The following is a 12537-nucleotide window of genomic DNA, read 5'->3' on the forward strand; positions in this document are numbered from 1 at the left end:
CTTTTATACTCCTCTCTATTACCTGTTCGATCATCCTTTATACTTCAATCCTGGTAATACGGACACCCATCTGAAATGCATACAGATATATTCCAAGACATCCGCTCATCAATAAAATACCAGCCGGATTTCCATACAGTACTGATAAAAATTCCGGGAATGCCAGACGCATATAAAAAACCATTCCCAACGGTATCACACACATAATCCTGAATTCCAATGTCTTCGATGCCAGTAGTGTCTGAATCTCCCGCTCCGTTTCAATCTTGCCTGAAATAATCCTTACGGTCTCCCGTAAAATACTGATGCTGTCCCCACCAGTCCTTTTAGCGGCTGCAAATACAGTAACAAAATTCTTCACATCCTCCTGCTGTACCCGGTTTTCAAAACCCTTCAGTACTTGTTCCACAGACAGATTCATCTTTAATTCCCGCCCCATCCTTTCATATTCTGTCCGAATCCGGCATTCTTCTGGGTACAAGGGCATTAGTTCTTTTTCCGTTTCTCTGATTGCATTTTCCACAGAATAGCCTGTCTTCAAAAGAGATGCCAGTATCTGAATACTATTCTGAAACTGACTGCGGAATTCCATTTCTTTCTTGCGGCACCGCTCTTCCCTCCATTCATGCAGATAGATCACTCCCACGGGACAAAGCACAATAACCGATGCTATCGAATCGTAAAATAAATATGCAAATAACCCGATCAGACCGATTGCCTGCAATATAGCAAAAACATATTCCTTACAGCCGATATCCTGCTGCCAGCAGCTTGTCCCGGTAAGCCAATTCTTCCACCTTCACAAGTGTTCCTTTAATTTTGTCACCATCCATCCCCTCCTCCCTAAATTCATACAAGGTCTGCATCTGAATCCTCCCATCTTCATATCCCAACACTTCTGCAATCTCCAACACGCGCCGGCTCTTATCTCTAAGCCTTCCCAAATGAATGATAATATCCAGCGCCGATGCAATCTGTCTCTGAATCGCAATCAATGGCAGATCAATTCCCATCATCATCATCGTTTCCAGACGATGCAGCATATCCGCCGGATTGTTGGCATGCCCTGTTGACATTGAACCGCTGTGACCGTTAAGCATCGCAGAAGATATCATGTCCACCGTTTCTTCCCCCCGTACCTCTCCCACAATGATTCGGTCCGGTCTCATACGCAGCGCTGACTTGATCAAATCACGGATCGTCACAGCTCCTTCTCCTTCCAGATTGGCATTCCTTGCCTCCAGCCGTACCAGATTCTCTACACCTCTAATCTGCAGCTCCGCATTATCTTCAATTGTAATAATTCTTTCATCTTTCGGTATATAATCAGACATTGCATTCAAAAATGTCGTTTTTCCCGCACCAGTTCCGCCGCTCACAAAAATATTATATTTCGCCCCCACAAGTGTCTCTAAAAAGCTGGCTGCTTCTTGACTGATGCTTTTCCATGCAATCAATTTCCCTATCGTCACCTTCTCTTTCGGAAATTTCCGAATTGTCATTATCGGACCATTGAGAGCCACGGGCCTCAGTACTACATTGACACGAGAACCATCATCCAATCTGGCATCCACTATCGGGGACAGCTCATTGACATAACGGTCCGTTCCCGCCACAATCTGCTGAATCACATCTTCCAGCTTACTCTGAGACATGAATCTTCTGTCAGATTTCACGATTTGTCCGTTCCTCTCCAGAAAAATATCATCTGTGCCATTAATCATAATCTCTGTAACTGTTTCATCCTCCACAAGTTCCTGCAAAATATCCAACTTCCGAAAGGAATGAAACAACTGTCTGCTTAAAGCAATCTGCTTTTGAAGTGGAATGTACTCCTCTTTTGCCTCTTCCTGCAGAATTTCATGAATCAAATCTGTCAGTTCATCGTCTCCGATATCTCTGGTCAAGTCCAGCTTGTCCAATACCCGCTCATATAGTTGTTCTTCTTTTAATATGCGCGCCTTACTCCCTCCCTTCTCTGCAAATGTTCCGGTGCCCTACCGGCACTCTTACTGCTCTCAGTCTTGATTACCCTTTTCTTCCTTAAAAGCTTCTGCACTGTCTTTTCCAGAATCTCTTCCATACCAGTTTTTCTTAAACTCTCTGTATACTGTGTCAGCTTCGCCATAGAAATTGATTCATCAATATACGGTGTATAGATAACATCACACGCTTTCAAAATTTCAAACAGTCCATCCACACAATCGCCGATATCCAGAATCACCTTTCCGTAAATGCATTCCCTCCGAATCCGTTCCAGAAGTCCCAGCCATTCATCCTTCTTCACTGCTTTTAAATCCTGTAGATAAAGCATTGGATAAATGTAATCCAGATTTTCTCTCTGTCCAGCCATTGTACTGATGCGAATACCGAGGTTACCTCTCCCCTGCCGATGATAATAAAGCAGATCCCCCAGATTTCCCTCCGGCTTTTCCCGAAAATAAAACTCTTCTCCTGAATATTCTTCCAAATTGAGATAGAGGACGGATTCCTTTTCCGCCAGTTTCTTTCCCATACCAATTGCAAACCTAGTCTTTCCGATTCTGTGAACCGGCGAATACACACCGATGACTGCTCCGTTTGTCCCAACAGTTACTGATTCAGGATCCCGCTCCTGTTCCGCTGCATTTTTAAATATCTGCGTCCAGATCGCATCTGCACTCTGATATCGAAGAACTCCATTTTCTCCATCCGGCAGCAGCTTATTGTCCCGAATAAGTACATATCTGGAATCAGCCGGTATCTTTTCTCTCTCTTCTTTTAGATACTCGCCTGCAATAAGCAGAATATGGATTTTTTTCTGTTCTGAAAACTTCCTGAGTTCCTCCAGGGTATAAAACAGATATAACTGTACCCCCGCCTCATGCTTACTGCTGAATATCTGCAGCAGATTTTTTGCATACTGCTTTTCACGGTCGCAGATTACTAAATTTCTTCCATACAACCTATCCCTCCTATTCTTTTTTGTTATTACTTTTTGAAATGTTTGCTGTGATTCTACAGCCTGATCAAATCTTGAAGACCGAAACCAGAATGTCCGATCTAAGATATATGCTCTCAGAAGCGAGAGCCGATACACAACTTTTTGCTGTGTGAGTTGTATTATAAACATCCTCTCTAAAAATGTCCAGAGACATTTTTAAAATTGCAGTTTTTTGTGAAAATCTCACAAAATCTGATACATCAAAATCCCATAAAGCAGGCAAACCCCAGGAATACCAAGTGTTCCGGATGTCAAAAAGGAGACAGCGTTCAGTCCCACCTTCAATGTATTGTCATCCGGAAGCACATAATTATTGATAAAAAAAATCAGTCCCATCCCCAGTATCGCCCTAAGGATAAAGTTTGTAATCACCGTTACCCATTTGCTTTCCAATTCTTCTCCGCCTTCCCGCACTGCCCGTTTTTTATACAATTAACTATATGCCTCAGACCGGCGGTATATTCTCATAAGAATATAAGTATTTTCCATGACAAAAGTGTGCCGTTTATAATTCTATTTCTATTTTTCTTCCAGTTCTCTCATACTTATGATATTTTACTCCCGCTGCATCCAACATCCTTTTTGACGCGATCACGCTCGGAGTATCTGCATACTTATCACAATCATAAATCAGTTCCCTGATCCCGCACTGAATAATTGCCTTCGCACATTCGTTGCACGGAAACAGTGTTACATACATCCTTGCCCCTGTAAGTGCCTGTCCAGGACCATTGTAATTTAAAATCGCATTTAATTCGCTGTGTGTAGAATATACATATTTTGTCTCCAGAGGATCATCTCCGTCTCTTGTCCAGGGAAAATCATCATCCGAACATCCCAGCGGAAATCCATTATAGCCCATCGACAAAATCTTATTGTCCTGACTTACGATACAACAGCCGACTTGCGTCCCAGGATCTTTTGAGCGCATTCCAGAGAGCATTGCAACACCCATAAAATACTCATCCCATGAGATATAATCTGTTCTCTTATCCGACATTCTCAACTACCATCCTCTCCTGTTTTCTGTATAAATTCAGGGTATGTATGCCACCTGATATTTATTCTTCAGCAAACGAATTTAATTTCTCAGTTAACTTATCAATTAACTCCGAAAGTTTTTCCATACATTCTCCGTATGAGTTCAATGCTTTTCCATAAGGGTTTAATATCTCTCCGTCTACTCCCACATATTCTGTCAGTGTGTACACGCTGATGTCCGTTCCGTATTCAGAGGCAATTTTCTTTTTCTGACTTGTATTCATTGTCAGCAACAGTATCTCACTGTCTATTTCCGCCTCTGAAAATGCGGTTGCCATATGTTCCGCAAGGGTCATCCGCGCACTCTTCATCACTGCTTCCGCTTTCTGGTTCACCGGCTCTGGAAAGAGCACGATCATTCCTCTGGAATCTATCACATATTCCTGGCGCAGATCACGATGACGAAGTAATTCCGCAGCCATCGGTCCGCGGCATGTATCTGTATCACTGACAAATACAATTCTTCTGTATTTTTGACGGCTGGTAACTTCTCTCGCAGATATTCGCAAATGTCCTGCCGCTTTCTCCAAACGATTCATGATCGCATTGCCGATTCCGCTGATCGCAAAGGATTCACTGTAAATGACATCCACATCTTCGTCATCAAATTCTCTCAAAACTGCGTAAAGATTCCTGGCAATTGTTTTCTCATTTTCGCGGGAACCTATATTCTTGATCACACCGTGTCTGTAATAGCAGATTGTTTCTCCGGTTGCCATAATTCCAACCTTTTCACCCTCACGCACTGACGCATAACAAAGCTGGCGTATTGCCAGAACCACTTCCTTTATGTTCCCCTCTACAATAATCAGCTTTGCTTTCGGCGCATAATGACGATACTTCATCCCCGGCGCTTTCGGCGCTTTATTGCTTTCACTACCCAGCACGGTTTCATCAATCGCCACATCACCGATAACCGGTTCCATCATTTCTGCAGTGACCGCACCCGGACGCAAAATCATGGGAGGTTCCACTGTCATATCTACGATTGTAGACTCCAGCCCGATTTCTACACTTCCGCCATCCAAAATCATATCAATCTTCCCGTCCAGATCTACTCGGACATGTTCCGCCGTTGTGGGACTTGGACGTCCCGATGTATTGGCGCTGGGAGCAGATACATAGCCCCCTGCCGCCCGGATCAGTTCCTGTGCCGTCTGATTGGCAGGCATCCGTACTGCAACTGTATCCAATCCTCCCGTTGTACTATATGGAACAGCTTCACTCTTATCGAAAACCATTGTCAGCGGTCCCGGCCAGAAGTTCTCCGCCAGTCTGACTGCCGACCATGGTATATCTACTGCTATCTTCTCAAGCGCATCCATATCTGCAATGTGTACGATCAAAGGGTTATCCGACGGTCTTCCTTTTGCCGCATAAGTCCTGGCTGCCGCATCAGCATTCAAAGCATCTGCCCCCAGACCATATACTGTCTCTGTAGGAAATGCAACAAGACCGCCCGCTTTCAATATGGCGCCGGCCTCCTGTATCGCCTGCCCATCTTTATTCTTTTCATCTGTTTTTTTAATTATCGTTTTCATTCTTCCATTATATCATTTTTCTAAAAAAATTACAGTCCCTTTATTCTATATTATTTCCAGTATTCCATCAACAATTGCCTGCGCCACCTGAATCTGATAGTCTTCACTGCAAAGCTTCTCTGCTTCTTTCTGATTACTTAAAAATCCACATTCTACAATGACAACCGGAACCTCTGTCTTCTTCAGCACATAATATGTATCATTTGCCTTTGCCTGCCGATGGTTCTCCGGTTCAATTTTCCGAAGAGCTTCCTGCAAAATGTTCGCTGCATTCTCCCCATCTTTGGAATGTGTATAATAAAATACCTGTGCCCCGTGAATGTTTTCATCTGAATAACTGTTCTGATGAATACTTACCACAAGTGCCGGTTTCGTCTGATTGATCAACTCAACTCTGGCTTTTAAATCCCCCGCTTTTGATTCTCGGAGACTTGATTCGTCTTCCCTTGTCATCACAACTTTAATTCCTTGTTCTTCCAATAAATTCTGAACCTTTTGAGCTATTTGTAAATTAATATCTTTCTCAAGTGCGCTATTAATGCCGATTTTACCAGGATCATTGCCCCCATGTCCACTGTCTATAATCACCACTTTTCCATTCGCCTTTCCGGACGTCGGAATCTTCCCCCCATGCTTTGATCTGTCTAAAATTCTTTCTCCTGTCATCTGGCTGACAGCGATAACTCCAAACAGCGCTGCCATTAATAGGATAATTCCTATCTTTTTCCGCACAAAAAACATCTCCCTTCACATATACACTTGTATCATATACTTATATATATGCGAAAAGGAGATGTCCTCTTCATATTTCTGTTAATTTACATACTGGAGAATCAAATTCCATACCGAGGAATTCTCCCAGCCAAGCTTCCATTCAGCAACTCCTGCAAGATTATTGCTCTTAATCAGTTTCAGCTTTTCTTCCAGAGAAGCTTCATCCTCAAGCCATATCTTGTAAATACCGCCGTCAGCCTCCCACTGTGCATAGTTCTGTTTTGTCACATCATCCCATACCGCCTGGATTCCGCCGGCATTCAATGTCTGCTGTGCCTCATCCATCCCCATGGCTATACTAGTGACTTTATTCGGATACTCTGCGGCATCTGTTCCTGCATCCTCTGCAAGCTCAGCCTCCGTCTTAGGCGTCTCAAACCAGAGTCTTGTATAAAATGGAATACCTACAACAATTTTCTCTGCCGGAATCATTGTCAATGCGTCTGCAATTCCCTGTTCTACATATCCATATGAAGCAACTGATCCGGCTTCATAAGAGCCGTCAATATGTTCATCATATGCCATAAGGAATACATAATCTGCCATGATTCCCTGTTCTTTTAAATTATAATGTTCATTATACGGCTGCGGAACATAATTATCGATAGAAAATACAAGTCCGTTCTGCCGGCATTTCACAGACAATTCTCTTACAAACTGAATATAGTGTTCTCCGCATTCCAGTGAAATCAACTCAAAGTCCAGATTAATTCCGTCTATACCTGACTGCAGCGCTGCTGCGATCACTTGATTGATCAGTGTCTCTCTCTTGGAAGTGTAGCTTAAAACTTCGTAAGTTTCATCATAGGAACTGATTCCACCGTGAAAATCTCTCAGTGCCGCCCACACTTCCAGATTGGACTGGTGCGCATAATTCACATATTCTGAACTGGCAATGGACGTCATATTTCCATTTGTGTCCGCCAGTGTAAACCACGTCGGTGAAATAACATTCAGTCCTTTCGTGCCTGCAATTGTTTCCAGCACATAGCTGTTGGCTATTTCATTTTCCACATTGTGCCATGCCATATTAATTAGCTTGTTTCGAGAAATATTCGTGTACTCCTGTTCTGTAAAATCACGGGAAGTTGTCTCCTCTTTGATTCCACGCAGGTTCTTTGTCTTGACATATCCGATAAACCCGTCTTTAGTTGCAACCTTTTTCCAGTCGTCCTCGTCCTCAAGCACCGTAACCTTATCAGACTTTTTTACCTCTGTCAGTATCGGACTCTTAACTCCGCCCTGATAGCGTATCTCTGCGTCCCGCTTCATTACTGCAGTCTGTATCTTGCCCCATGAGCAGGTAATCGCCGCTCTGTCCGGATTCTGATATACACTGTAGTCCATATTGGTATACTTCTGAATAAATGGCAACGCAATATATGCCTTTCTTCCATCCGTCTTCAGAATTGTATAATTCTCACTTTTCTTTTCACTGACCTCCGTGTACTCGCTGCTGCCTACCGTAACAGAAACATTCCCATTCGGCAATGTATAAAGCATGATACTTTCATTCGGATCCCAATAAAATCTTTCATTAATCTGCTTTCTGACTACCGAATACTCAATATAAGCTTCTCCGTCGATCATCTTTCCCGCCGGTATTCCAGATTCTTCATCTTTGATCACCTGATCATTAACAATTACAGCCAGATCATTTTCATTTGCCAGTCCATAATATTGTTCCAAATTCATTTTCTCTCTTGACGGGCTGTACTTCTTCCATACTATGAATCCGCCGACTGCCCCAATCAATATCAGAACCATAAGAATCATAAACACTAACCTGTTGCGTCTTCTTCTACGGGCCCTTTTACTGCTGCGTCTTCTGCCATTCGGGTTCGGTCTCTTTCCAAGCGGTCTTTGCCCTGCCGGACGTTGTTGTCCCGCTGGTCTTGTTCCTCCTGCCGTACGCCGTATATTCTGATCATTCCCTATACTTCCTGGTCTATCAACGCTGCTGCCTGGGCGCTTATTCATCCCCTGCTGTCCGTTTCTTAAACTAGAGACATTCAGGTCCTTTCTTTCTCTTTCGTCCAATGCCGCACCTCCTACTATGTTATAAGCTTGAATTGCATATAATGCAATATTATACCATAATTCCGTTTCACTGCATTATGGTTCGCGTACAAGAATCAAATGTCACTTCGTGCCGCTTGATTCTTTGTATTCGCGTATATTATACCATATTTTTTTCATGCGTCATTAGTATTTTGCCAATTTAATATATTTTTACCACAATTTTAAGCAATTCTTCTACTATTATCTGTTTCAGCCTTTTTTGCTATTTTTCTTTTCTGCTTAAAGGGGATCGTACGGCCGATAATATCTGCGTCTCCTCCTGTTCTTATTAATATTGATAAAAGAAATTGCTTCCAGTCTTCCTTCTTCATCTACTTCGTAGTCTCGCATATAGCTCACATGTTCTCTCGCCATATGTGCTTTCACAACCTGCATCGGACTGACGCTATACCCGTCCATCAGTATACAGACGCCGTTCTTTTCATATTTTTCTAACTCATCGTACATTTCTCCGAATCCCGGTTTTTCCTTTTTCATATGTTCCGCTCCTTCCCTGCCGGTTCTGATAAATAGTCTTCGCTGCATATAAATGACCATTCGGAAGTTACGTGACATACCCGCAGGACAACGCAGCCAGAAAGATAGTACGAACCCCACAGTAAATGTATAATAATCTTAACGTTCTCTGATTTTTATAATCTGAATCTAATTTGATGCAGCCCCCTCTCTAAATAAAATTTATTTATCCGGAAGTACTACCTTCTGTATCTGCAATTATAAACAGCTATTTTGTGAATTTTCAATGTAAAATTTGTTGGTAACCCCTACAGATTTGTTGGTAACTTTTCCCACGTAGTTATTCCCAATTTCTTTCTACTTTACATATTTATATTTTTTGTTTATACTAATATAGAATAAATATATTTTATACAAGAGATTGTAACAGTCTCTATAAAAGTCAATGAGAAGGATGTGATTATATGAAGATTGAGAAACTAAATGAAAATCAGATTCGTTGTACGTTGACACATGCCGATCTGGCAGCACGCCATTTAAAATTAAGCGAACTTGCTTACGGTACTGAAAAAGCAAAGTCTCTGTTTCGTGATATGATGCAGCAGGCATCTTTTGACTTTGGTTTTGAAGCTGATGATATCCCGCTGATGATTGAAGCAATTCCTGCATCTGCGGATTCTATCGTATTGATCATTACAAAGGTAGAAGACCCGGAAGAACTGGATACCCGTTTTTCACGGTTCACCAATCCTACTGAATCAGAAGGCAAAACCCCCGAATCTCTCAGTAAACTAGAAGGGGCAGAGGAATTCATGGATCTTCTTAATAAAGTAAAGGAAGCAGCGGCAAGTACCTCAAAGCCCACTTCCAAAGAAGATAACTCCACTCAGTTCCTTGTGAAACTGTTTTCTTTTTCAAATATTGACCGTGTCATCCAGGCTTCTCGCTTGGTTGCGTCAGTGTACCACGGCGCCAATACATTATACTTAGACAAGGAGAATGCTATGTATATTCTGGCTCTTACTCCGTCTGACCACAGTACCAATGAGTTCAGTAAAGTGTGCAACATGCTTTCCGAATACGCCAATCAGGAAAAAGCTTCTGCTTCTGTCCTGGCATTTCTGGAAGAGCATTGCGAGATTGTCATCGCATCGGATTCCGTACAAAAACTTGCCGGCATTTGACCGGTTATTCACATTATGTAAGATACATTATCATCCCGAAGTGAAATAGTTTTCCCGGGATAATGTAAAAAACAAGCGGCAGAAATCATGTAATCATGAGATCTGCCGCTTTTCCTTTGTAACTATTCAGCCTTTCGGCTAAACTTTTACTTTCCTTTTACAATACTCTATTTTCCCATTGCTTTTTTTGCTGCGTTGATTTTCTCAACAAGCAATTCTGGATCAATGCCATGGACAAAAGCTGCTTCTTCCAGGCTTTCTCCCTGTGCAGACGGGCATCCGAGACAATGCATACCAATCTCCATCAGAATCGGCGCTGACTCCGGAAATACTACCAGAAGTTCACCAATTGTTGTACTCTTAGTAATCTCAGCCATTTTATCTTCCTCCTGTTTATCCTTCAATTCTGTTCTTTATTATAATCGCTCTTTTCCAAATTATCAACCATAACACAAAAATAGATACATCACATTCTATTTATCGTTACTTTTCACACCTACGGTGCTCAAAGCAACGAATCCGGTCTATTTAAAGTTGCCTTACGGCAAGAGACCGGATTCCAGCCCCGATACTGTTCAAATCGTCTGAATTGTTTATATATTATACTTCAATTTTTGACTACTTAAAAGTCAATATTTTTTAGACCTTTTTTCGACAAAATTCTAATTTCATCACTTCCGCCAAAAACATTTGTTCTTTTTTAACCCCGAGTATTCCACCAATTTCACACCTTTTTGTGTGGAAAATGTGGATAACTTCTTTATATTCTACAGTTTTCCACGTTTTTTGAGGTTTTTGATGGGGATAAGTTGATAACTTCCTATTTTTACAATTCGACATTTTTTTACAAAACGGATTTTTTTTGTGCAATTTGTATATTATGTTGTTGTACCACATGACCACTCCGAACATATATTTCTAATAAAACATATAGAAATTATCTGTAAACTCTATTCTTTTCAGTTAAAAGAAAGACATCATCAAATTGCGATGATGTCCAAAATCTTCTCTTTTTTTACAATACTCGCCGTATAGTTAAAATCGGTGCATACGTTGCGGTGCAAATTCCAATTCCATCTACCTCATTCATTGCATTTACGATATTTCCGTCACCCATATACAATCCAACATGGCCATCATATAGAACAATATCTCCCGGTACTGCCTGATCATAGCTGACCTCATATCCGATATTTACCATATCATAAGTTGTTCTCGGCAGACTAATTCCAAAGTTCGCATATACTGACTGAACAAAACCAGAACAGTCCGCTCCCTGTGTCAGGCTGGTTCCTCCCCAGACATAAGGGTTTCCGATAAACTGACAGGCAAAATTGATAACAGCCTGTCCTGCAGAAGTTCCGCCGTCCGGATATCCCATAGTCTCCCATGCGTCCGTCTGCATATCACTACTGTCTGGACGGATTCCTTTTGACGTATCGGCTGCCAGAGCCTCTGCCAGAGCCTTGTCTGCTTCTTCCTGCGCAATGCGCTGTTCTTCTTCTTCCTTAGACTCGGCATATGTCCATGTTGTCTCGATATTTATATAATTACCGCTGACCCATCCATCAATTTCGCCAACCTTTACAGGATACCAGTTTCCCACAGCCTCCCCGGTAACTTCATACTTCTCATCCAGTTCTATCTGTGTCAGAATCTCTGCATCAGTTCCCTGACCGGCGCGCACATTCAACACATATGCTTCTACAGTTGCTTCTTCTTTCTCATAATCCTGTGCCCGCTGTTTTGCTTCTTCTCCTGTATGCAACACATTTCCCGGCACATAGCCTTCTACACTTCCTGACTGAATCTTAGTCCATTCTCCCGCATAATCAAGCACAGTCACAGTCGAATCACAGTACAATTTTCCAACCCAGTCGCTTTCATTATCCGGTGCATTTCTAATGTAAGCAAAATCTCCCTCACTTACATTAGAAAATGCCCTGTTCAAATACTCTCCCTCTTTTGTCGGTACCATATATAAATTGATATTTTCTTTGACATTCGTTTTATAGCACTCTTCCAGTACCGATTCGATTCCTGCAATCGGCAGTGTCGACGTGTTTTCCTTCTGTTCTTCCGCCGCCTCTGCTGTCAATGCACACCCCGGAATCATGATCGCCCCCACCAGAGCAGATACGATCAATTGCTGCTTCTTACGTGTGTTCTTCATATAAAACCTCCTTTTTATTTCTGACTTTATCTTTTGTAGGAAGTTTTAAATGTTACATAATTATTAAATTTTGTTACAACGAGATTATATCAATCAAAACTAACTATGTCAACCTTTTTAACGTTTTTTCGTATTTCAATAAATGGCAATAACCAACATAATTCTATTGAAATATTTTTTTATAGAGTCGATTTGTTAACTATTTTGTAATATTTTTATAGAATTTATACATAAAACAAATACCATTTTTCTGTCCCTTCTTATTAAATATGATTTTTCTAAAATCTATTTAATAAATATCGC

Annotated in this window: 12 protein-coding genes; 1 reads left to right on the forward strand and 11 read right to left on the reverse strand. The window is 41.6% G+C overall.

What is annotated here, in order from left to right; genetic code table 11:
* Positions 1–37 precede the first annotated feature (37 nt).
* The 9 genes from NFS18_RS00935 to NFS18_RS00975 form a co-directional block, all read right to left on the reverse strand.
* Positions 38–724, reverse strand: coding sequence for a type II secretion system F family protein (locus NFS18_RS00935; protein WP_251386750.1), 687 nt, complete (start codon positions 722–724; stop codon positions 38–40).
* 19 nt (positions 725–743) lie between these two features.
* The gene (locus NFS18_RS00940; protein WP_251386849.1) at positions 744–1955 is read right to left on the reverse strand and encodes a CpaF family protein; all 1212 of its coding nucleotides are present in this window, start codon (positions 1953–1955) and stop codon (positions 744–746) included.
* Positions 1949–2944 carry a P-loop NTPase family protein gene (locus tag NFS18_RS00945; protein WP_251386751.1) on the reverse strand — a complete coding sequence of 332 codons (996 nt, stop codon included), beginning with the start codon at positions 2942–2944 and terminating at the stop codon, positions 1949–1951. Before NFS18_RS00945 ends, NFS18_RS00940 begins: the two co-directional genes overlap by 7 nt.
* Before the next feature lie 222 nt (positions 2945–3166).
* A complete protein-coding gene (locus tag NFS18_RS00950; RefSeq protein WP_251386851.1) occupies positions 3167–3376 on the reverse strand; it encodes a pro-sigmaK processing inhibitor BofA family protein in 210 nt (69 codons plus the stop codon).
* 112 nt (positions 3377–3488) lie between these two features.
* On the reverse strand, positions 3489–3983 hold the full coding sequence (locus NFS18_RS00955; RefSeq protein ID WP_251386752.1) for a deoxycytidylate deaminase: 495 nt from the start codon (positions 3981–3983) through the stop codon (positions 3489–3491).
* 61 nt (positions 3984–4044) lie between these two features.
* Entirely contained in the window at positions 4045–5565 is a 1521-nt protein-coding gene (locus NFS18_RS00960) for an L-threonylcarbamoyladenylate synthase (protein ID WP_251386754.1), read from the reverse strand.
* Between the two features lie 45 nt (positions 5566–5610).
* Positions 5611–6297, reverse strand: coding sequence for an N-acetylmuramoyl-L-alanine amidase (locus NFS18_RS00965; RefSeq protein WP_251386756.1), 687 nt, complete (start codon positions 6295–6297; stop codon positions 5611–5613).
* An 81-nt stretch (positions 6298–6378) separates the two neighbouring features.
* Entirely contained in the window at positions 6379–8379 is a 2001-nt protein-coding gene (locus tag NFS18_RS00970; RefSeq protein ID WP_251386758.1) for a glycosyl hydrolase family 18 protein, read from the reverse strand.
* 261 nt (positions 8380–8640) lie between these two features.
* Positions 8641–8898 carry a hypothetical protein gene (locus tag NFS18_RS00975; protein ID WP_251386760.1) on the reverse strand — a complete coding sequence of 86 codons (258 nt, stop codon included), beginning with the start codon at positions 8896–8898 and terminating at the stop codon, positions 8641–8643.
* A 443-nt stretch (positions 8899–9341) separates the two neighbouring features.
* On the opposite strand from NFS18_RS00975, the gene NFS18_RS00980 reads away from it, so the two are divergent.
* Positions 9342–10061: an adaptor protein MecA gene (locus NFS18_RS00980; protein WP_251386762.1), complete on the forward strand. Its 720-nt coding sequence runs from the start codon at positions 9342–9344 to the stop codon at positions 10059–10061.
* A gap of 167 nt (positions 10062–10228) precedes the next feature.
* Here NFS18_RS00980 and NFS18_RS00985 read toward each other — a convergent pair whose 3' ends face one another.
* Positions 10229–10438, reverse strand: a complete 210-nt coding sequence (locus NFS18_RS00985) for a DUF1858 domain-containing protein (protein WP_251386763.1) — start codon at positions 10436–10438, stop codon at positions 10229–10231.
* A gap of 638 nt (positions 10439–11076) precedes the next feature.
* Complete coding sequence (locus NFS18_RS00990; RefSeq protein WP_251386764.1) at positions 11077–12234, reverse strand: C40 family peptidase; 1158 nt, start codon at positions 12232–12234, stop codon at positions 11077–11079.
* Positions 12235–12537: the final 303 nt, after the last annotated feature.

The sequence above is a fragment of the Mediterraneibacter agrestimuris genome (genome assembly GCF_943193195.1).
GTDB classification, from domain to species: Bacteria; Bacillota; Clostridia; order Lachnospirales; family Lachnospiraceae; genus Schaedlerella; species Schaedlerella agrestimuris.